The organism is Candidatus Pelagibacter sp. HIMB1517 (assembly GCF_052047895.1).
Lineage (GTDB): Bacteria > Pseudomonadota > Alphaproteobacteria > Pelagibacterales > Pelagibacteraceae > HIMB114.
The window spans coordinates 107,623-125,408 of sequence record NZ_JBNAIW010000001.1 but is presented as its reverse complement, the minus strand read 5'-3'; the positions used below and the strand labels follow the sequence as shown (position 1 = coordinate 125,408).

The following is a 17,786-nucleotide window of genomic DNA, read 5'->3' as shown; positions in this document are numbered from 1 at the left end:
TTAAAACTAATCTTTTTTAATCACCCAAGCGCGGTGATAGTAATTATCAATATTTCTTTGTATTAAGCCTTTGCAAACATCATCAGCTTCAGCTTCAGTATCAAAAGGTCCATATTCTTTTTTTGACGACTGATCTAAAGTTGATATATCGTTCGGATCTTTATGCTCACCATCAATGACAAGAAAACTCATTAAAAGAGAGATACAATATATTTATGAACAAAAAATGCGACGACCAGTAGCGCTAGGCCAGTTGAGTAAATAAGCCAAAAATTCATATTTAAACTTTTGGCAAAAAAGAATGGAATAAAGAAAAAATAACTTGCAGGCACCCCAACAAGAATACTTTTTGCAAAGGTTATCGTTGTTTCTGCATTTTTATGTTCAGTATAAGATAAGACTAAAGCAATTAATGTTGCGAGCGGTAGTGCAATAATAAATCCAGCAAGTTTAGGGTATTTCCCTGATAACCAACTTGCTCCAGCAATCACAAGTGCAGAAAGTAAAATTTTAAAAACAAAAAACATTGTTTGCCTATTTAATTTGGTTTGGATATTTTTCAGCATTTTTTTTCATTTTATAATAAAAAGCCTTCTCGAGGTCTATGTTCATGATCTGACAAAACCTTACTAAATAAAAAAAAACATCAGCAACTTCATCTTCAACCTGTTCTTTTGAGGCTGATTTTGGATATGCTTTTTCATTTTCCATTTGCCACTGAAAGATTTCCATCAGTTCAGAAGCCTCAACAGATAACGCCATACTTAAGTTTTTTGGCGTATGATAATCTTGCCATTTTCTATTGGATACAAACTTTTCAATATCAGATTTTATTTTTTCAAAATTCATTATTTCCCCTTTATTATTTAGAGAAATATTAGACTTTTTTACTATTGAAAAAAGCTAATAAATTGTTATATATGCGCTATACGCATAGCTGCTATGCATGCTATGTAACCATTTCACATGGTTAAAAAGTGACTCATAGCCATGAGTTAAAAGGCGTAACAATTAAACAAAGGAGTAAATATGTTTTACAAAGACTTCAAATTGTTGCGTAAGGTTAATGACGGTGCCACTAATGCGTTACGTCAAATTCGCAAACAATTTACTGAGCGAAAAAGTCGCCCAAGAGCGAAAGACAACGTAATTAATCCTAATCAAAAAGGCATTTAATTATAGAATTTAAATTGGGGTGATCCCTTTCACCCCAATTAAATTGACATCTCAAACAATACCCACTACCAATAATTTCAATGAAGGGCACAAATATATTATTAGGTATCATTGCATTAATCTTAGCATTGTTTTTTGGTTTACAAATTGAAGAGCAGTACCGCGATGTAAGATATTTAAATAATTGTAAAAAAGATATTAAAGCAAATGGAATTAAAACTGATGATCCCATTGCGTATTGTGCTGGATTAATTAGACAAGACCCTTACCTGTTTACTTATAACAGAGGTTTTGTTGGAAAATATTTGCAAGAAAATATTAGTAACGCTCCTCAGCAGCCTGCTCCCAATACCGAGCAAAAAAAATAATTAACTAAAATATTTTAACGCAACAAAAACTACTATAGGAATTGTAATAAACGATAACGTTGTTGAGATAACAATCACCGATGCAATATTATCTGCATGTATTTTTTTTGAATACATTTTGGCTAGTAAAAAATTTAAAATCGCAGATGGCATTGATGCCGAAATCAAAAGTACTCCTGCTTCATAACTTTTTAATCCAAAGTAACGAATAATTGAAAAAGCAATCAAAGGTCCACTAATTAATCTTGCAACAGCAATAATAATATTCGTATTAACGTTTTTTGTCTTTAATGTGCTGAGCGCAATTCCAAGAGATGTTAAAATTAAAAAGATAGTCGAGTAACCAAGTAGCATAGTGGTATTCACTAAAAATGCAGGCGGTTTGATTTCAAAGTACAACATAAATCCTGAAATAAATAAAACATGCATTGGAATAGAAGTGATTAATGGTTTTAAACTAAATTTTTTACTGGCAATAAATATTCCAACCGTAAAATGTAATAGCATGATGACTGCAGCAATTGAGCTTGCAACTGAAAACCCTTTTTCACCATATGCAAATAAACATATTGGAAGTCCTAAGTTTCCGGTATTAGGTAAAATAAGTGGACTAAGTTCTAAAACAATATCTCGCTTTAAAATTTTCAAAATAACAACTCCAATTACTGCAAAACAAGCAACAAATAAAAAAGTAAACGACCCAAATTTAAAAAAAGTTTTAAAGTCTAGAGTTGTTGATGCTGCTAAAGAGTAAAATAAAAGAGCAGGGACACCAATTTTACCAGCAAACGTCGTTATGATATCGCTATTAAACTTTGGATTTTTTTTTCCAAACCAATAGCCAATTCCAATAATAAAAAAGACAGGAAATATAACTTCAAATAATTTAAAATAGATCGCTAGTGACATAATTTTGAAACCTTTTACTTTTATGATTTTTCATTACAAGATAAACAATTACAAATGAGACAATTAATAGTTTTTTTTATTATTTTATTAAATTTTGAACAAGTCGACGCTCATGTTGGTCATAATAAAAACCTTCAAAATTTATCATTCGATATTTATCGAAATGGTGCTTATGCAGGTTTTCACACTATTGACTTTAATTGGGGCAAAGATGGGAGTGTTGAAGTTAAAAATGTTATTGAATTTGGCGTAAAAAAACTTGGGATCACTTTTTATAAATACCAGTCAGTTGGAACTGAAACTTATGATGCTGCAGGCAAGTTAGTTAATTTTAATTCGAATACAGATGATAATGGAAAGCCAAAATTTTGTAATATTGATTTAAAAAAAGATAAATACGAAGTGAACGGAACCAAATTTAAAGGTGAATTTAAAAAGCCATTTTTAATCTCTTCTTATTGGAACCACGACATTGTAACGGTTCCATACCAATTATCAGGCATTACATGTAAAGTGACAGAACAAAAGGTGAGTTTTATAAAGGAAGAAGATTTTAAAAAACTAGACCAAACATTTAAAACTCGGGTTTTTGATATTAAAGGAAAAGATTTAGATACCCAGGTATGGTTTGATCAAAAAACAAGAATGATTGTACATCAAGTGTTACACCGCAAAGGCAAATGGGAGTATAAACTTAAAAGTTATAAATTAAATAAATGAAAAAAATTTTAACAGTATTATTTTTACTGCATTTTTCCTTGCCATCTTTTTCAGATGAGCCAGGCGTCATTTCACTTATGTATCACCGTGTAGGTGAAGGCAAGTATCCAAGTACCAATGTTTCAACTGAAATGTTCAAACAACATCTTGAAGCGATTAAAGCATCAGGGCTTAGTTACATTGAACCAGAAAAATTTAAAAACCAAATTTTAGAAGGTAAAATATTTTCAAAACGATTTATTTTATTAACGGTAGATGATGCGTTTAAAAGTTTTTATCAAAATGCTTGGCCTATTTTAAAAGAAAACAAAATTCCATTTATTATGTTTGTAAACACAAGAGAGATTTCAAATAATCATCCAAACTATATGAGCTGGGATCAAATTAGAGAATTAAGAGACTCTGGATTAGTCACAATCGGTGGTCACTCATGGAGTCATGAGTATTTTGTCGATATGAAATTGGAAGAGGTGAAAGAAGATATCCAAAAATCTCATGATGATTATAATAAGCAATTAAAAAAAATTCCTGATCTTTATGCGCATACTTTTGGAGAGACCAGTTCAGATATTATAAAAATTATTAGAGATTTTAATTATAAAATTATTTTTGGACAGCACTCAGGAGTGATTAGTCAAAACGAAAATATCAATTATCTGCCAAGATTTAGTTTAAACGAAAATTATGGAAAAATGGAAAGGTTTAAAAATATATTAAAGTCACGTGCATTTAATATTACTTCTTATGAACCCAAAACAGTTCTGCTTAATAAAAATAATAATCCATCAAGCATGAAATTAAAATTTAACGAAAATGTAAAAGGAATTAATTGTTTTGATAATTCTGGTGGAAAATGGAAAAATACTAAAATTAACTTTGTTACTAATAATGAAATTGAATTAACTTTTGATGAACCTTTTAAAAAGAGAAGGGGAAGATTAAATTGTACTATGCCATCCAAAGATGGATTGATTAAATGGTTTGGTTATCAGTATAGTGTAATTAATTAGCGTTATTAAACTTTTTCATCATATTTAGAGTTTCTTTGCTAATATGATGTTCCATTCCTTCTGAATCAATTTCTGCAATTTTTCTAGGCACACCAAGTTTAGTTAAAAAATTAAATAATATTTCATGCCTTGTATTAGATTGTTCTGCTAATTTTTTTCCATGAGATGTTAAAAAAATATTTTTATATTTTTCACTCTCAACAAGCTTTGCTTTAATTAATCTTTTAATATTTTTACTCACCGTCGCGTTCGATACGCCAAAATATTTACAAAGGTCAACGTTCTTCACTGAACCTTTAGTGTTTAAAATTTCATCAATCGCTTCAACATAATCTTCGAGAAGTTCGATGCTTTTTCTACTCTGGGTAGTTTTAAATAATTGAGGACTACTAGATCTAGTGGTTGTCATAAAAAATTAATGTTTAAAAGCTAAATAACACTTGAAATTATCTTGGCAAGTAATAAGTTTAGCCAAGGCTAAACTTTATGACAGAATTTAGAAAAGGTATTTTTAATGTTGTTGCTGGAACCAGTTTTGGTAGAGCATTAATCTATACATGTGGTCATGTAATTATTGCAATGACAGTCGTGTCTGTTTTAACAGGTGCCAGTTTATTTGAAGCTGGCTTGGTAGCTTTAGTTGAACCAACAATTAATGGTTTTTGGTATTACCTATTAGATAAATTATGGACCAAAACCTTTATTCAAAAATCAGTTTAAATTTAAAACAAATCATTATACAACTTCAGGATGTTTTCGTTTTTAAACATCTTTAAGAAAAAAAATAAAAAAAAGGAAGAAGAAGCTTTTAATTTACTTCGTAAAGCAAGTGCCATCTCAAAAAAAATTGCAGAAGAGACTAATGATGCAAAACTCAAAGGTTTAGCATTTGAATTAAAACGTAGTCATGATGAGGCGATTAAAATTTTTGAAGAAATTAATTACGATCTCGATCAATTAGATAAATTTTATTTTGATCCAAAACAAGCTTTATCTGAAAACTATAAAAAAGTAGAAACTATTTTAGATAATTTTAAAAAACGTATCGCTTAGTTTATTGCAACTCTAATCAAAACTGATTATAATTTAGTTATGTCTACATACGAATGTAAAAAATGCGGAATGTCAGTTAATGCATCATGTGCAAAATGTAATGAGCCTTTAGCTAATGATCATTTAGATGTGAATGGAACTCAAGTTCAAATTTCTAAATGTCCAAAATGTGAAGGTAAAATTAAATCACCGCAATGTTGTGGTGCTGACATGGGCGCAAATTAAACGAGCACAATTCCTAACATTACAAGTTGTACAAAGTTTATAACCACTGAAATGAAGTGAGAAATTTTAAAAGCTTTTTCATTTCGTTCATCTTTTAACTTATTAATCTTTGGCATTAAATAAACTAAATTAAAAAAGAATAATAAAGCTGAAGTTAACACTAGATAAAAGTCTAAGATAAAAGTTTGATAAAAAATATAAAATCCTGAGACCAGTCCAAGGATTAGTAAATTTACTAAATAGTAATATGGGAAAATTGCACGAATAAAAACCCCAGCATTATCTGGTGGTAAAACTTTAAAAATCATTGGCGCTAAAATAAAAGAAAAAAATAACATGATCCCCAAAACCAAGGACACCATATTCATAATAATTTGCTCACTCATCTTTTAGCTTTCTTTTTCTTTTTACCTGCTTGATTAATTTTATTTATAAATTTAGTCAGTTTTTTTCTTGTTTGGTTAATTTTTTTTATATCCATAATTTTCTTTTAAAATAAAAATCAAGTTCCACAATATGTTTTGTATACACGGTCAGATGCAGGTGCTGGTTTTGTGTATTCTTCTAAATTTACATCTTCAGTATAGGGCTTTTTAATTACTTCACATAAAGATAAAAATTTAGATATATCTCCATTATCTGCAGCTGATAATGCTTCTTCTACTTTATGATTTCTTGGAATAAATACTGGATTATGTTTCATCATTAATTGATAACCATCTTCACTATTTTGATTTTTAGATAACCTTTTTTTCCACTCCGCTTCCCAAATAATAAAATCAGGATCATTGAGTAATTTTTCTTGAGGAAATTTACCATTGATTAAGTATCTAAAGGTATTGGTATAATCTGCTTGGTTCTTGTGCATGAGTTTAAACAAATCACTCATCATTTGTTTATCTTGGTCTTCATCTGAAATCATACCAAGCTTATTCTTCATCATCACATGAAACTTATCTGCAAATAATTCTTCGTATTCTTTTATTAAATCATTAGCGATTCCCTCAGCTTTTTTCTCATCCTCATCTAGTAAAGGAAATAAACTTTCTGCAAATCTAGCTAAATTCCATTGTCCAATAATAGGCTGGCTTCCATAGGCATAACGTCCATAATGATCAATAGAACTAAATACAGTTTTGGTATCATAGTGATCCATAAATGCGCACGGACCATAATCAATACTTTCTCCTGAAATTGACATGTTATCTGTATTCATCACACCATGAATAAAGGAAACCCGCATCCAATTTACAATCAGTTTAATTTGTCGTTTCATCACAGACTTAAAAAGTGCAATGGCTTTATTTTGAGCTTGAAGGAGTTCTGGATAATGCCGCTCAATAGCATAATCAACTAACGTTTTAAGTGCTGAGATATCTTGTTTAGCGGCAACATATTGAAATGTACCAACTCTTAAGTGAGATGATGCAATCCTAGTTAACACTGCACCTTTAAGTTTTGTTTCTCTTAAAACATCTTCACCCGTTGTTACAACGGCTAAACTTCTTGTGGTTGGAATGTTTAAAAAATGAATGGCTTCACTAATTATATATTCTCTTAGCATTGGCCCTAATGCTGCTCTTCCATCACCACCTCTTGAGTAAGGTGTTTTACCCGAGCCTTTTAATTGAATATCCCAACGTTGATTTTTTGGATCAATATGCTCACCTAATAAAATAGCCCTTCCATCACCAAGCATCACAAAGTGACCAAACTGATGACCACAATAAGCTTGTGCAAGTGGCAGTGATCCATCAATAAGTTTATTACCTGAAAAAATTTCAGCATTTTCTTGATCAGAGTGTTTTGAAAAATCTAAACCTAAAGATTTAGCAAGATCATGATTCAAAATTACCAATTCTGGTTTTTTTACAGCAACTGGAGATAGTTTTGTTGCCATAATTTCTGGTAAGTTGGCGTAAGTATTATCAAATTTAAATCCAGAATTATTCATCATTTCCTTTACTGATCGTTTATGATTTTTAATATAACATTTAATGAATCAGTTAAAAAAATATTTTTTATTTTTTTTATTCTTTATTCTTATTGGTTGTAGCTCAGTTCCGAAAAATACGGTGAATGCTTGTGCTATTTTTGATGAAAAATACCTTTGGTATAAGTTTGCAAAATCCACTGAAAAAAAATGGGGTGCACCAGTTGAGCTTCAAATGGCGATTATTAAAAAAGAAAGTGGCTATGACTGGCTAGCAAGACCAGAGCGAACAAAGCTTTTCAAAGTTATTCCTTGGAAAAGAAAATCTAGTTCACTAGGCTATTCTCAAGCTGTTGTTGATACTTGGGAGACTTATAAAAGAAGTACAGGCAAGAAATATGTCACCCGTGTTTTGTTTAAAGATTCATCTGATTTTATAGGTTGGTATGTCAATCAGACATATAAAAAAATGAAGGTTTCAAAGAAGAATTATTTTAGACAGTATCTTTATTATTATAATGGCTGGACAAAAAGAACGAGACCAGAGTCTATCCCATATGCAAAAGAGGTATCAAGAACAGCTAAAAAGTATAGAGCTCAAATCAGAAAGTGCCAATCGAAACTTAACCGAAATAAATATATCATCTTTTAGATGAAATTTTTTTTAATTCTTTTTTTCTTACCCACTATTGTTTTTGCTCAAAATTTAAGAGTTGTTGATGGAGACACGATTCATATTGGTAAAATAAAATATCGCTTTCATGGAATAGATGCTCCAGAGATGTCTCAAATCTGTAAACAAAATAACAAAAATATAAAATGCGGAGTATTATCTAAAGTTAAACTAGTTGAGAAAATTAATAATCAAAAAGTAAATTGTAAAAAAATTACTACCGACCGGTATAAAAGAATTGTAGCAGAGTGTTTTGTTAACAATGAAAGTTTATCAAGTTTTCTTGTAAAAAATGGTTATGCATTTGCATATCGAAGATATTCAAAACAATTTATTGAAGATGAAAATTTTGCAAAAAAAAATAAACTTGGTTTATGGGCAATGGAATTTCAATATCCATGGGATTACAGAAGAAAAAAATAATCCACACACTTCACAGACCGATTATAGAATCAACTAAAGAGCGATACCTTTTTAAAACTAGTTAAATTATTATGATTTTAACTGAGGGCGCAAGTTCTTAGCTGACAGTGAGAAGTAGGGTCAAACTGATTGCTCACTGCAGAAAGCTGAAGGTGTAGGTAGCACTTCGACTCTTCAGAGTGAGGCCGTGGGAGTAGTGCTTAAATCACATGGCAAATAACTTCGCGTGTAGCTGTTCTTCGGAATAGTTATGCAGCGAAGTTTTTTTTTTACGCGGGATCTAAAAGACCAGGATGGTTATTGGATGGATTGTTTACATCCCGACTTACTTCATAAAAAACAAGTTCTGGATTTTCGTGACTATTTAAAAACACCATAGGGTCTGCTGCATTTAAATAATTATTAATTTCTTCTTCTTTTAAAATTACTGGCATTCTATGATGAATATCCGCTAACTCTCCTTTAGCTGCTGTGGTGATGATTGAAAATTCAATATTCGTATTTTTTTGATAAAGGCCACAAAAAAACAATGGTTCATTGTGCTCTCGTTTTATGAATTGAGGAAACTTTTTTCCTTCATCATTTTTTCTCCATTCATAATATCCATCAGCTGGAACAACACACCTTTGTTTTGCTACCAAACCACTAAAGGTTCTTTTTTCCATTAACGTTTCTAATCTTGCATTATTTAAAGGTCTAAAATCTTGCATTTTCTCAGACCATTTTGGAACCAATCCCCAGTGATAATTCGTTAAAGTAAGAGCATCATCATCTTTTTTAATAATGGGTAACTGTTGGGTCGGGTAGGCATTGAAGTTATCTGTATCTTCAACCCCTTCATTGTTTTGAACAATATTTTTAGTTTTTTTTACAGTTTTTGTAATAGCATAACGTCCACACATACTTGCTTTAATATTTTATCTATAAGATGTATCAATCTATTTCTACGAGTATGAAAAGACGACAAATTTTTTTTCAAGGAATTAAAGATGTATTACCTTTAAATATTCCTGTTGCTTTATTTGGAATGTTTTATTCAGTGTTATGCATTGAGCTTGGTTTTTCTGCATATTTTGCAATGGGAACATCCTTAATTATCTTTGCAGGTGGCTCTCAGTTAATTTTTATTACATTGCTAACCGCAGGCGCAGTACCATGGGTTATTTTTGGTTCTGTGATTATGAACAATACGAGAAACTTTTTATACGGCGCAGTATTTTCAAAATATATAGAAAAGAAAAGTAGAATTTGGAAAATCGTTTTAAGTTTTTTTCTAACAGATCAGTGTTTTGCTGTTTCAAATAATTATCTAAAAAAAAACTATAAAAGTAAATTTGCTCATTATCATATGCTTGGATCTGGTATGACCGTATGGACAATTTGGCAACTCTCAAATTTAGTTGGTATTTGGTTAGGAGATATTGTGAGCGATCAATTAAGTTTAAACTTTTTTGTTGCTATTACATTTTTAGCTTTAATTGCAAAAGACCTTGGAAAGCTAGATCATTTTCTTGTAATTTTATTATCTGCAACATGTTCACTTATTTTTTATAATTTACCACTTAAAGCTTATGTGATTGTTGCAGCTATTGCTGGAATTAGTCTTGCCTACTTAATCAATACAAAATTTAAAAAATTAATACGATGAGTATTTGGACTTACACCATTATTATTGGAATTTTAACTTTTCTATCACGTTATGTGGTTACCGCTTATGCAAATACAAAAACCTATAGTGAAACAACCAAAAAAGTTTTGTCTTATGTGCCATCTGCAGTTTTTCCCTCATTAATATTTCCAGCAGTATTTTATGAAAACAATAACCTAGTATTGTTTTCAAGTGAAATTCAAGCTTTTATCTTAGCGTTTATCGTCAGTGTAATATTTAAAAATATATTTTTGACGGTAAGTGTTGGAATTTTAAGTTATATCTTAATTATATTTGGCTGAAGCAATAAACTCTTTAAATGCTTCACACCAAATTAGAATAGTATTGTAATCTTCAAAATTAATTTTCTTATCAAGTGGTACAATAAAGTTTTCAAATACTTTTAAATCAGCAACATATAATGCATTTTGTTTTATAGGCAAAAACTCATCTTCGTGTTCTACAAATTTTTTAGTTAAATAGATTTTATAATCAGGACCAGGCGCTACCTTTCCTTTAAGTGCAATTTCATTATTTGTAATCACCAATTGACCCTCACCCCAGTGAAAAAAATCATTACCACGTTGACCTTTTTTAAACTCCGCTTTGTAAACTGGATTTGCTACTACTTGCTCGATTTGTGAGAGATTAGCTGATTTTGGTGCTGTTAAGATAGGTAAAAAATAAACACCTAAAGCAAAACCAATTCCAAGAACTGCACCATGTGAAAAAATCAAAAATAAAATTCTCATTACAATTTCTTTTGTATTACCACATCAACTAGTATTGCAATAACAAGGTTTAATATTGTGATGCCGCAAATAACAATAAAACTAAAGAAATAAACCCATGACCACCAATAAATCTCTTGCATCGGTAACATTACTGTTTCCCAGGATGATAGAGTTAAAACTTGAAAAAGAGTAATTAAAGAGATCCCAAGATCACCCCATCTTGAAGGGTCATCATTTCCAAATAAAATAGCTCCCATCGTTGCATAAATATAAAGAATAATAAAAAGGAGTAAGCTTACAAAAAATACTCGTCTTACAGATTCTAAAATAGCTTCAATAATCTGTTTAAGTTCAGGAATAACAGAGATTAATCGCAAAACTCTAAATATTCGAAGTAATCTTAAAACTAAAAAACTTGAATTATTTGGAATTGGAATAAGCGAGATTGCAACAATGACGGTGTCAAAAATATTCCACCCACTTTTAAAAAAATCAGCTTTTTGTTTCTCACCTATAAATCTTATAAGAATTTCAATGACAAAGAAGATTGTAATTCCATAATCTAAAAGATGAATTGTCTCTAAAAATAAAGGATCAAGTTCATAAGTCGTTGCTCCAATAAGTATTGCATTAAGGATGATAATTGAGACGACAGTAAATTGAAAAATTCGATTATCTTTTAAACTTGAAAAAAAAGGGGTCATGACAGCTATATAAGGACATTTATTTAAAATGAAAGTCACAAGATTGTAACAAAACTTTAACTTGGGTTATTACGAAGTTTTGATACTACCCGCTCAAACCTCATTCTTTTAATACATAAATTCTCCCCTGGTTAACAGGATGAGGTTAACAATTTTTTACAAAAAATATAATTTATAGATATAAATAAAATGTGAGATTTATAAAATTTTTTGTATTATTTTGGTTCATTCTAAAACCTGTTCAGGCTAGTGAAAATTATCATCTAAAAAAAATTTCAGAGCTAAATAATCCTTGGGGACTAACATTTATTAATGATCAAGAGGTCATGGTTAGTGAAAAAGAAGGTGAAATTTTAATTATCAATATCAAAGATGGATCACAATCAAAGGTTAAGCACAATTTAAATTATAAAGTTGATGGGCAGGGTGGTTTACTTGAGATTTTAAAGCATAAGGATGATATTTTTATTTGCTATACTGAAGATAGAGGATCTGGCAAAACCAGTACATCCATTGCAAAAGCAAAATTCTCTAAAACAAATTTAAATTTTAAGAATATTTTTCAAGCAAACCCACCGATTAACTCTGGTTACCATTTTGGATGCAGAATGGTGATCCAAGATAATAAATACCTTTATGCAAGTGCAGGAGAAAGAGGTGGAGATAATATTGCTCAAGATTCTACGAAACATCCAGGAAGTATTATTAGAATTAATTTAGACGGATCTGTTCCAAAAGATAATCCAAAGTTTAAGGGTAAATCTAATTGGTTACCTGAGATTTATCAAATTGGAATTCGAAACCCCCAGGGTATGACGTTATCTCCTTTTAATAACAAAGTTTATATCTCAAACCATGGTGCAAGAGGTGGAGATTTTTTTGGAGAAGTTAAATTTGCAGAAAATTATGGTTGGAAGATTTGGTGCTGGGGTGGAACGAATTATAGCATGACAAAATGTGGTGAAGTTCAAAAGTGGGATAAAAGATTTACTAAACCTTTATATACTTGGGTTCCATCTATTGCGGTCAGTGCGGTACAAATTTACAAAGGTATTGAATTTGAAGAATGGAATGGTCATATCTTAATAACATCACTTAGAAACCAATCATTAAGAAAATTAGAGTTTGTGAGTGATAATAAAGTAGGAAAAGAAATGATTATTTTTAAAGATAATATTGGAAGAATTCGAGATATAAAAATTGGGCCTAAGGGAAAAATTTATTTGTTATCTAATGGCAATTCTGCCTTATGGGAGATGAGCAAAAAATAATGGAATTGTTAAATCAAAAAGTACTGTTTGTTGGAGTTGCTCTATTTTTATTTGTTTTGTGTGAAAATCTGTTTCCAAATGAAAAAGCTTCATTAACAAAAAAATTAACTAGATCTTTTAAAAATATTTTTCTTTGGTTGCTCAATATTGGCTTAACACCAATATTAATTTTACCTATCACGATTTATGCAACAACTTTAAATTTACATAATACTTTTGTTATTAATAATGCGATTGGCCTTTTTATCTTTCATTTAGTTATTTATGATATTTTTTTATATTTTTGGCACCGCGCGAACCACGAAATAAAATTTTTATGGAGATTTCATCATGTTCATCATCTTGATGAAACACTTGATGTATCATCAGGTTTAAGATTTCACTTTGGCGAAGTTATTTTAAGTACTATAGTCAGATGCGCTATCATCGTTACGTTTAATATTACTCTTGTAAATTTATTATTGATTGAAGCTTTAGTCTTAATAAGTTCTGCCTTTCACCATTCAAATATCAAGTTACCTAAAAATTTTGAAAAAATATTATCTTATGTCATTGTCACACCATCTATTCATTGGGTGCATCACCATAAAAGACAAAAAGAAACAGACTCTAATTATTGTGCTATTTTTAGTTTTTGGGATTTTTTATTTGGAACAAAATCAAATTTTAAACGATACAAAGGAATGCCAATAGGCGTTGAAAAAGATAAAGATCAACCTATTGCAAAGCTAATTACTCGACCATTAAAATAAATGGAAGCAGTTCAACAATCAAATTTTCATTGGCGTTGTAAACATACGTGGAAAAGAAGTGCAAAAAATACCATGTGGTGTTTAATAGGTTGTTCGATCGGTGATTTTGGAACCATATTATTTTTTCAGTTAACTCAAATTCCTTTTCCAGTTTTAGGTATTATGACGCTTGCAATCATTAATGGATTAATGACAAGTATTATGCTTGAGACCATTATTCTTATGAGACAAAATTTTAATTTTAAAGAAGCATTTAAGGTTGCAATCGGAATGAGTTTTATCTCTATGATCTCTATGGAAGCTGCGATGAACCTTACAGATTATTTTTTAACTGGTGGTGCGATGTTAACTTGGTGGGTTATTCCTATTATGCTATTTGTCGGTTTTATTACTCCTTGGCCATATAATTATTGGAGATTAAAAAAATTTGGACAGGCTTGTCACTAATTAAACGTAGTCTAAAGGCAGTACGGTTGTTTCTTTTAACTCTTCCAAAGACGGAAATCCGCTCACACTTGCAAAGTCAATTTTATTAATCAGATCAAAATAAAATTCATTGTAACTTTCAGAATTTTTAAGTCTTACTTTTAATAGATAATCCACTTCTCCCATTAGTCGGTGGCACTCAACAATTTGAGGTGTTTCTTTTACAATTTTTTTAAACTGATCTGTCCATTCTTTATTGTGACTTGTGGTTTTAATATGAACAAAGTAAGGGCGTTCTAAATTTAGTTTTTGTTTATTAAGAACTGCAACGCTCTTATCAATAAAGCCTGCATCCTTTAAGTTCTTAACCCTTCTGTAACAAGGAGAAGGAGATAAATTAACTTTAGATCCAAGCTCTTCCATTGATATCTCACCATTTTCCTGAAGAATTTGTAGAATTTTTTTATCGATTTCTTTCATAATATTAAAATATTTTACTAATTATATTTGTTATAATAGCAATAATTTATCAGTTTATATACTATTTTATTCAATATTAGCTTATTTTACTACTAAATATTGATTATTTAGGATTTTATTTTACATAAGCATCAGTTCGGTAATGCTACCTAGTGAATTATGGTTACTCCCTTATCGTCACTAGGTAGTCAAAAACTGAACTAATGAACTGAACTACCGAATTTTTAAAACTTATAAAAAGGAAAAAAAAATGAAAAAAATATTAACAACATTAGTTTTGTTTTTCTTTGTAACAGCCGCTCACAGTGCAACACCTTTGGTTGAAGCGTCATGGCTAAAAGAAAACATTAATAATAAAAATGTTAAAGTCATTGAGATCAGCAGTAAATTTGTAAATGGATCTTATGATAAATTTAAACAAGGTCACATTCCTGGAAGTGTTTACATTGATCATATTGGTGACAAATTAATTACAACTCAAAAAGGAGTCATTGGACAGTTACCTGTTAAAAAAGAATTAGAAGCATTGTTCTCTAAACTTGGCGTTAAAAATTCTGATCATGTTGTTGTCAGTTATCTTGGCGTAAACTCATTAGATTTTGGAAGTGCTGCAAGATTATACTGGAGTTTAAAAGTTGCAGGACATGACAATGTTTCTATTTTAAATGGTGGATTAAAAGCTTGGACCGCAGCTGGTTACAAATTAGCTCAAGGTGAAACACAAATCATTCCATCTAATTTCAAAGTAAAGCTTAATGACAAATATGTTGCAAGCTACAAAGATGTTAGAAATGCAAAAAGAAAGAAAAACGGTTATGCATTAATTGATGCAAGACCTAAAGCTTTCTTTATTGGTGAAAAAAAACATCCTAAAATTCAAAGAGCTGGAACTATTCCAACTGCAGTGAATTTAGAAGAAGCAACAATTGTTGATGGAAAGTTAAAAGTTAAATCAGCAGATGAAATTAAATCTTTATTTGTAAAATCAAATGCAAAAGGAAAAAAAGGTTATGTTTCTTTTTGTAACACAGGTTGGTTTGCAAGTACGGTTTGGTTTGCTTTAAGTGAAGTTGCTGGGATCGAAAATGTAAAATTATATGACGGTTCTTTAGCACACTGGACACTTAATCCAAAAAACGAAGTTATTAACGGACAAATCTAATACTTAAAAATGAATGTGCGGTTACCCTTAGCCGCGCATTTTTTATTATGAGTGCAATTACAAAAAAAATTGATCTAACAGTTCTTGGCTACGCAGTTTTAGCAACGTTATTATTTTCTTTTTTATTTTTTACACAAGTTAGCAATAGACACCTTTATGTTTTCTTAATTGGAATTGGACTTGGGGTTTCGCTTTATCATGCATCATTTGGCTTTACTGGAGGATGGAGAAATTTTATTGAACATAGGATCAGTTCTTCACTTCGAGCTCAAATCTTCATGCTAGGACTTGCAGTCATTTTATTTTCTTTTTTTATTGGCACGAATAGTTGGATTTATAATGGTAAAATGATTGGAGCTGTTGCACCAGTAAGCGTTTCTGTTGTGGTTGGATCTTTTATGTTTGGTCTTGCTATGCAGTTAGCTGGCGGTTGTGGATCAGGAACATTATTTACCGCAAGTAGTGGTAACGGAAAAATGGCAATCACATTAGTATTTTTTATGATTGGTTCTTTAGTTGGCACTTATCATTTTGATTTTTGGAAATCGCTTCCATCATTTGGAGGTGTTTCGCTTATGAATGAATTTGGAAAAGTGAATTCAGTTTTACTACAATTAAGTGTTTTAACGTTACTTTATTATTTTATTTATAAATCCGATCAGAAAAGGAATGTTAATTTTAAACATTCAGATATTTTTGATTTTTCAAATTTTGATTTATTTAAAGGGCCTTGGCCTTTAATTTTAGGTGCAGTTTTACTAGTTTTTTTTAATGTTTTAATGCTGCAAGCTGCAGGACATCCATGGGGAATTACATTCGCTTTTGGATTATGGGCTGCAAAAATTGTACAGTTTTTCGGTGTTGAAGTAAGCAGTTGGTCTTTTTGGCAGCTCTCTTATCCAAGCACGGCATTAGAAAACAGTCTCCTTGCAGATCCAACAACAGTTTCAAATCTTGGTATTATTTTTGGAGCATTGGCAGCTTCTGCACTTGCTGGTAATTTTTTTAAAGCCTCGCTTATTAATAAAAAAATATTTATTGCCGCTATCCTTGGAGGATTCTTTATGGGTTATGGTGCAAGACTTAGTTTTGGTTGTAATGTCGGCGCTTTATTTAGTGGTATTGCTTCAGGATCTTTACACGGCTGGGTTTGGTTTTTATTTGCCTTTATAGGTTCAATGATTGGTGTCAGATTTAGAAGGGTATTTTATTCATGAAACGCATAGTTTACCTTGTTGTTTTAACGCTTTGTTTAACTTTTGCTTTTCTCGATCATGACAGTAACGGAGTTGCTTATAACCCCTTATTCCATAATCATGATGACCAAACAGACGGTGCATCACAATCGATTTCTATGCCATGTGGGCTTGGTGGATCAGAAAACCATAAACATTAACTTATTGTAAAAAAAGGAAGTTGTAATAAAAATTACAAACAATGAGCTTAAAAATAAATTCAAACGCACCTAATTTTGAAGCAGAAACCACTCATGGTAAAATTGATTTTTATGAGTGGGCAGGTAATGACTGGGTCATTCTATTTTCCCATCCAAAAAACTTCACACCCGTGTGTACGACTGAGTTAGGTTCATTAGAGGGTTTAAAAGATGAGTTTGATAAAAGAGGAGTAAAAATTATTGGTTTAAGTGTTGATCCTGTAGAAGACCATGCAAAATGGTCCGAAGATATTTTAGATGTAACTGGTTACAAACCAAGCTATCCATTAATTGGAGACAAGTTTCTTCAAGTTTCAAAATTATACCGAATGTTACCTTCAAGTCTGAACGCAACATATGAAGGCAGAACTCCAATTGATAATCAAACAGTTAGAAATGTATTTATTATTGACCCAAATAAAAAAATTAAACTTATTCTAGCTTACCCAATGTCAACAGGAAGAAATTTTAAAGAAATTTTACGAGTAGTAGATTCTTTACAGTTAACCCATGATCACAAGGTTGCAACTCCTGCAGATTGGAAAGAGGGAGAAGATGTTATTATTGTTCCAGCGGTCAAAGACGAAGAAGCTAAAAAGATATTCCCAGGTGGATGGAACGCAAAAAAACCTTATCTACGAGTAGTTAAAAACCCAAAATCTAAATAGATATATAAATTTAGAT

Annotated in this window: 28 protein-coding genes; 17 read left to right on the top strand and 11 right to left on the bottom strand. The window is 30.7% G+C overall.

Going from position 1 to position 17,786, the window contains the following annotated elements; all coding sequences use genetic code 11:
- Positions 1-6: 6 nt before the first annotated feature.
- Genes ACTTAT_RS00750 through ACTTAT_RS00740 form a run of 3 tightly spaced genes read right to left on the bottom strand, consistent with a single transcriptional unit; the run spans position 7 to position 849 of the window.
- Positions 7-192 (bottom strand): DUF4170 domain-containing protein, encoded by a 186-nt coding sequence (locus ACTTAT_RS00750; protein WP_440679136.1) that lies wholly within the window; start codon positions 190-192, stop codon positions 7-9.
- A complete protein-coding gene (locus ACTTAT_RS00745) occupies positions 192-527 on the bottom strand; it encodes a hypothetical protein (RefSeq protein ID WP_009373368.1) in 336 nt (111 codons plus the stop codon). The genes ACTTAT_RS00750 and ACTTAT_RS00745 overlap by 1 nt, the downstream gene beginning before the upstream one ends.
- Before the next feature lie 7 nt (positions 528-534).
- A complete protein-coding gene (locus ACTTAT_RS00740; protein ID WP_440679135.1) occupies positions 535-849 on the bottom strand; it encodes a nucleotide pyrophosphohydrolase in 315 nt (104 codons plus the stop codon).
- Positions 850-1,256: 407 nt separating this feature from the next.
- Between ACTTAT_RS00740 and ACTTAT_RS00735 the strand changes: the two genes are divergently transcribed.
- Entirely contained in the window at positions 1,257-1,544 is a 288-nt protein-coding gene (locus ACTTAT_RS00735) for a hypothetical protein (RefSeq protein ID WP_440679134.1), read from the top strand.
- Here the strand turns inward: ACTTAT_RS00735 and ACTTAT_RS00730 are convergent, their stop codons facing one another.
- Positions 1,545-2,453 (bottom strand): AEC family transporter, encoded by a 909-nt coding sequence (locus tag ACTTAT_RS00730; protein WP_440679133.1) that lies wholly within the window; start codon positions 2,451-2,453, stop codon positions 1,545-1,547.
- 54 nt (positions 2,454-2,507) lie between these two features.
- Here ACTTAT_RS00730 and ACTTAT_RS00725 point away from each other — a divergent pair, with 54 nt between their 5' ends.
- Positions 2,508-3,173: a DUF6134 family protein gene (locus ACTTAT_RS00725; protein ID WP_440679132.1), complete on the top strand. Its 666-nt coding sequence runs from the start codon at positions 2,508-2,510 to the stop codon at positions 3,171-3,173.
- Positions 3,170-4,183, top strand: coding sequence for a polysaccharide deacetylase family protein (locus ACTTAT_RS00720; RefSeq protein ID WP_440679131.1), 1,014 nt, complete (start codon positions 3,170-3,172; stop codon positions 4,181-4,183). Before ACTTAT_RS00725 ends, ACTTAT_RS00720 begins: the two co-directional genes overlap by 4 nt.
- Here the strand turns inward: ACTTAT_RS00720 and mntR are convergent.
- Positions 4,176-4,592 carry a manganese-binding transcriptional regulator MntR gene (gene mntR, locus ACTTAT_RS00715; RefSeq protein WP_440679130.1) on the bottom strand — a complete coding sequence of 139 codons (417 nt, stop codon included), beginning with the start codon at positions 4,590-4,592 and terminating at the stop codon, positions 4,176-4,178. The genes ACTTAT_RS00720 and mntR overlap by 8 nt on opposite strands.
- Before the next feature lie 77 nt (positions 4,593-4,669).
- On the opposite strand from mntR, the gene ACTTAT_RS00710 reads away from it, so the two are divergent.
- Genes ACTTAT_RS00710 through ACTTAT_RS00700 form a run of 3 tightly spaced genes read left to right on the top strand, consistent with a single transcriptional unit; the run spans position 4,670 to position 5,461 of the window.
- Entirely contained in the window at positions 4,670-4,903 is a 234-nt protein-coding gene (locus ACTTAT_RS00710; RefSeq protein WP_440679129.1) for a DUF2061 domain-containing protein, read from the top strand.
- A gap of 30 nt (positions 4,904-4,933) precedes the next feature.
- Positions 4,934-5,236 carry a hypothetical protein gene (locus ACTTAT_RS00705; protein ID WP_440679128.1) on the top strand — a complete coding sequence of 101 codons (303 nt, stop codon included), beginning with the start codon at positions 4,934-4,936 and terminating at the stop codon, positions 5,234-5,236.
- A 39-nt stretch (positions 5,237-5,275) separates the two neighbouring features.
- On the top strand, positions 5,276-5,461 hold the full coding sequence (locus tag ACTTAT_RS00700) for a hypothetical protein (RefSeq protein ID WP_440679127.1): 186 nt from the start codon (positions 5,276-5,278) through the stop codon (positions 5,459-5,461).
- Here the strand turns inward: ACTTAT_RS00700 and ACTTAT_RS00695 are convergent.
- Together ACTTAT_RS00695 and ACTTAT_RS00690 are read right to left on the bottom strand one after the other, a co-directional pair.
- Positions 5,458-5,847 (bottom strand): DUF4149 domain-containing protein, encoded by a 390-nt coding sequence (locus ACTTAT_RS00695; protein ID WP_440679125.1) that lies wholly within the window; start codon positions 5,845-5,847, stop codon positions 5,458-5,460. The genes ACTTAT_RS00700 and ACTTAT_RS00695 overlap by 4 nt on opposite strands.
- A 116-nt stretch (positions 5,848-5,963) precedes the next feature.
- Positions 5,964-7,415 (bottom strand): protein adenylyltransferase SelO, encoded by a 1,452-nt coding sequence (locus ACTTAT_RS00690; RefSeq protein WP_440679124.1) that lies wholly within the window; start codon positions 7,413-7,415, stop codon positions 5,964-5,966.
- A 43-nt stretch (positions 7,416-7,458) separates the two neighbouring features.
- Here ACTTAT_RS00690 and ACTTAT_RS00685 point away from each other — a divergent pair, with 43 nt between their 5' ends.
- Positions 7,459-8,046 carry a transglycosylase SLT domain-containing protein gene (locus tag ACTTAT_RS00685; protein WP_440679123.1) on the top strand — a complete coding sequence of 196 codons (588 nt, stop codon included), beginning with the start codon at positions 7,459-7,461 and terminating at the stop codon, positions 8,044-8,046.
- Positions 8,047-8,490: a thermonuclease family protein gene (locus tag ACTTAT_RS00680; RefSeq protein ID WP_440679122.1), complete on the top strand. Its 444-nt coding sequence runs from the start codon at positions 8,047-8,049 to the stop codon at positions 8,488-8,490.
- A gap of 269 nt (positions 8,491-8,759) precedes the next feature.
- On the opposite strand, the gene ACTTAT_RS00675 is transcribed toward ACTTAT_RS00680, so the two are convergent.
- A complete protein-coding gene (locus ACTTAT_RS00675) occupies positions 8,760-9,392 on the bottom strand; it encodes an SOS response-associated peptidase (protein ID WP_440679121.1) in 633 nt (210 codons plus the stop codon).
- Positions 9,393-9,442: 50 nt separating this feature from the next.
- On the opposite strand from ACTTAT_RS00675, the gene ACTTAT_RS00670 reads away from it, so the two are divergent.
- A complete protein-coding gene (locus tag ACTTAT_RS00670) occupies positions 9,443-10,138 on the top strand; it encodes an AzlC family ABC transporter permease (RefSeq protein ID WP_440679120.1) in 696 nt (231 codons plus the stop codon).
- Positions 10,135-10,440 carry an AzlD domain-containing protein gene (locus ACTTAT_RS00665; RefSeq protein WP_009373400.1) on the top strand — a complete coding sequence of 102 codons (306 nt, stop codon included), beginning with the start codon at positions 10,135-10,137 and terminating at the stop codon, positions 10,438-10,440. The genes ACTTAT_RS00670 and ACTTAT_RS00665 overlap by 4 nt, the downstream gene beginning before the upstream one ends.
- On the opposite strand, the gene ACTTAT_RS00660 is transcribed toward ACTTAT_RS00665, so the two are convergent.
- Together ACTTAT_RS00660 and ACTTAT_RS00655 are read right to left on the bottom strand one after the other, a co-directional pair.
- The gene (locus ACTTAT_RS00660; RefSeq protein ID WP_440679119.1) at positions 10,423-10,890 is read right to left on the bottom strand and encodes a DM13 domain-containing protein; all 468 of its coding nucleotides are present in this window, start codon (positions 10,888-10,890) and stop codon (positions 10,423-10,425) included. The genes ACTTAT_RS00665 and ACTTAT_RS00660 overlap by 18 nt on opposite strands.
- Entirely contained in the window at positions 10,890-11,576 is a 687-nt protein-coding gene (locus ACTTAT_RS00655; RefSeq protein ID WP_440679118.1) for an ion transporter, read from the bottom strand. The genes ACTTAT_RS00660 and ACTTAT_RS00655 overlap by 1 nt, the downstream gene beginning before the upstream one ends.
- Before the next feature lie 191 nt (positions 11,577-11,767).
- On the opposite strand from ACTTAT_RS00655, the gene ACTTAT_RS00650 reads away from it, so the two are divergent.
- From ACTTAT_RS00650 to ACTTAT_RS00640, 3 genes are read left to right on the top strand one after another with little or no spacing between them, the layout of a single operon-like run.
- Positions 11,768-12,847: a PQQ-dependent sugar dehydrogenase gene (locus tag ACTTAT_RS00650; RefSeq protein WP_440679117.1), complete on the top strand. Its 1,080-nt coding sequence runs from the start codon at positions 11,768-11,770 to the stop codon at positions 12,845-12,847.
- The gene (locus tag ACTTAT_RS00645; RefSeq protein ID WP_440679116.1) at positions 12,847-13,599 is read left to right on the top strand and encodes a sterol desaturase family protein; all 753 of its coding nucleotides are present in this window, start codon (positions 12,847-12,849) and stop codon (positions 13,597-13,599) included. The genes ACTTAT_RS00650 and ACTTAT_RS00645 overlap by 1 nt, the downstream gene beginning before the upstream one ends.
- Positions 13,600-14,046 (top strand): DUF4396 domain-containing protein, encoded by a 447-nt coding sequence (locus ACTTAT_RS00640; protein ID WP_440679115.1) that lies wholly within the window; start codon positions 13,600-13,602, stop codon positions 14,044-14,046.
- On the opposite strand, the gene ACTTAT_RS00635 is transcribed toward ACTTAT_RS00640, so the two are convergent.
- Entirely contained in the window at positions 14,047-14,505 is a 459-nt protein-coding gene (locus tag ACTTAT_RS00635; protein ID WP_440679114.1) for an Lrp/AsnC family transcriptional regulator, read from the bottom strand. It lies immediately after the preceding gene.
- A gap of 250 nt (positions 14,506-14,755) precedes the next feature.
- Here ACTTAT_RS00635 and ACTTAT_RS00630 point away from each other — a divergent pair, with 250 nt between their 5' ends.
- Genes ACTTAT_RS00630 through ACTTAT_RS00615 form a run of 4 tightly spaced genes read left to right on the top strand, consistent with a single transcriptional unit; the run spans position 14,756 to position 17,770 of the window.
- Complete coding sequence (locus ACTTAT_RS00630) at positions 14,756-15,667, top strand: sulfurtransferase (RefSeq protein WP_440679113.1); 912 nt, start codon at positions 14,756-14,758, stop codon at positions 15,665-15,667.
- A 47-nt stretch (positions 15,668-15,714) separates the two neighbouring features.
- Positions 15,715-16,884, top strand: coding sequence for a YeeE/YedE family protein (locus ACTTAT_RS00625; protein ID WP_440679112.1), 1,170 nt, complete (start codon positions 15,715-15,717; stop codon positions 16,882-16,884).
- On the top strand, positions 16,881-17,063 hold the full coding sequence (locus ACTTAT_RS00620; protein WP_440679111.1) for a transporter: 183 nt from the start codon (positions 16,881-16,883) through the stop codon (positions 17,061-17,063). Before ACTTAT_RS00625 ends, ACTTAT_RS00620 begins: the two co-directional genes overlap by 4 nt.
- A 41-nt stretch (positions 17,064-17,104) precedes the next feature.
- Positions 17,105-17,770, top strand: coding sequence for a peroxiredoxin (locus tag ACTTAT_RS00615; RefSeq protein ID WP_440679110.1), 666 nt, complete (start codon positions 17,105-17,107; stop codon positions 17,768-17,770).
- Positions 17,771-17,786: the final 16 nt, after the last annotated feature.

What these genes read in the sequence shown, in the direction of transcription:
- ACTTAT_RS00620 (WP_440679111.1), top strand. Translation starts at nt 16,881, where the DNA reads ATGAAACGCATAGTTTACCTTGTTGTTTTAACGCTTTGTTTAACTTTT.
- ACTTAT_RS00710 (WP_440679129.1), top strand. Translation starts at nt 4,670, where the DNA reads ATGACAGAATTTAGAAAAGGTATTTTTAATGTTGTTGCTGGAACCAGT.
- ACTTAT_RS00670 (WP_440679120.1), top strand. Translation starts at nt 9,443, where the DNA reads ATGAAAAGACGACAAATTTTTTTTCAAGGAATTAAAGATGTATTACCT.
- ACTTAT_RS00695 (WP_440679125.1), bottom strand. Translation starts at nt 5,847, where the DNA reads ATGAGTGAGCAAATTATTATGAATATGGTGTCCTTGGTTTTGGGGATC.
- ACTTAT_RS00630 (WP_440679113.1), top strand. Translation starts at nt 14,756, where the DNA reads ATGAAAAAAATATTAACAACATTAGTTTTGTTTTTCTTTGTAACAGCC.
- ACTTAT_RS00745 (WP_009373368.1), bottom strand. Translation starts at nt 527, where the DNA reads ATGTTTTTTGTTTTTAAAATTTTACTTTCTGCACTTGTGATTGCTGGA.
- ACTTAT_RS00660 (WP_440679119.1), bottom strand. Translation starts at nt 10,890, where the DNA reads ATGAGAATTTTATTTTTGATTTTTTCACATGGTGCAGTTCTTGGAATT.
- ACTTAT_RS00750 (WP_440679136.1), bottom strand. Translation starts at nt 192, where the DNA reads ATGAGTTTTCTTGTCATTGATGGTGAGCATAAAGATCCGAACGATATA.
- ACTTAT_RS00735 (WP_440679134.1), top strand. Translation starts at nt 1,257, where the DNA reads ATGAAGGGCACAAATATATTATTAGGTATCATTGCATTAATCTTAGCA.
- ACTTAT_RS00645 (WP_440679116.1), top strand. Translation starts at nt 12,847, where the DNA reads ATGGAATTGTTAAATCAAAAAGTACTGTTTGTTGGAGTTGCTCTATTT.
- ACTTAT_RS00705 (WP_440679128.1), top strand. Translation starts at nt 4,934, where the DNA reads ATGTTTTCGTTTTTAAACATCTTTAAGAAAAAAAATAAAAAAAAGGAA.
- ACTTAT_RS00725 (WP_440679132.1), top strand. Translation starts at nt 2,508, where the DNA reads ATGAGACAATTAATAGTTTTTTTTATTATTTTATTAAATTTTGAACAA.
- ACTTAT_RS00640 (WP_440679115.1), top strand. Translation starts at nt 13,600, where the DNA reads ATGGAAGCAGTTCAACAATCAAATTTTCATTGGCGTTGTAAACATACG.
- ACTTAT_RS00685 (WP_440679123.1), top strand. Translation starts at nt 7,459, where the DNA reads ATGAATCAGTTAAAAAAATATTTTTTATTTTTTTTATTCTTTATTCTT.
- ACTTAT_RS00730 (WP_440679133.1), bottom strand. Translation starts at nt 2,453, where the DNA reads ATGTCACTAGCGATCTATTTTAAATTATTTGAAGTTATATTTCCTGTC.
- mntR (WP_440679130.1), bottom strand. Translation starts at nt 4,592, where the DNA reads ATGACAACCACTAGATCTAGTAGTCCTCAATTATTTAAAACTACCCAG.
- ACTTAT_RS00655 (WP_440679118.1), bottom strand. Translation starts at nt 11,576, where the DNA reads ATGACCCCTTTTTTTTCAAGTTTAAAAGATAATCGAATTTTTCAATTT.
- ACTTAT_RS00625 (WP_440679112.1), top strand. Translation starts at nt 15,715, where the DNA reads ATGAGTGCAATTACAAAAAAAATTGATCTAACAGTTCTTGGCTACGCA.
- ACTTAT_RS00700 (WP_440679127.1), top strand. Translation starts at nt 5,276, where the DNA reads ATGTCTACATACGAATGTAAAAAATGCGGAATGTCAGTTAATGCATCA.
- ACTTAT_RS00740 (WP_440679135.1), bottom strand. Translation starts at nt 849, where the DNA reads ATGAATTTTGAAAAAATAAAATCTGATATTGAAAAGTTTGTATCCAAT.
- ACTTAT_RS00690 (WP_440679124.1), bottom strand. Translation starts at nt 7,415, where the DNA reads ATGAATAATTCTGGATTTAAATTTGATAATACTTACGCCAACTTACCA.
- ACTTAT_RS00665 (WP_009373400.1), top strand. Translation starts at nt 10,135, where the DNA reads ATGAGTATTTGGACTTACACCATTATTATTGGAATTTTAACTTTTCTA.
- ACTTAT_RS00720 (WP_440679131.1), top strand. Translation starts at nt 3,170, where the DNA reads ATGAAAAAAATTTTAACAGTATTATTTTTACTGCATTTTTCCTTGCCA.
- ACTTAT_RS00675 (WP_440679121.1), bottom strand. Translation starts at nt 9,392, where the DNA reads ATGTGTGGACGTTATGCTATTACAAAAACTGTAAAAAAAACTAAAAAT.
- ACTTAT_RS00635 (WP_440679114.1), bottom strand. Translation starts at nt 14,505, where the DNA reads ATGAAAGAAATCGATAAAAAAATTCTACAAATTCTTCAGGAAAATGGT.
- ACTTAT_RS00615 (WP_440679110.1), top strand. Translation starts at nt 17,105, where the DNA reads ATGAGCTTAAAAATAAATTCAAACGCACCTAATTTTGAAGCAGAAACC.
- ACTTAT_RS00680 (WP_440679122.1), top strand. Translation starts at nt 8,047, where the DNA reads ATGAAATTTTTTTTAATTCTTTTTTTCTTACCCACTATTGTTTTTGCT.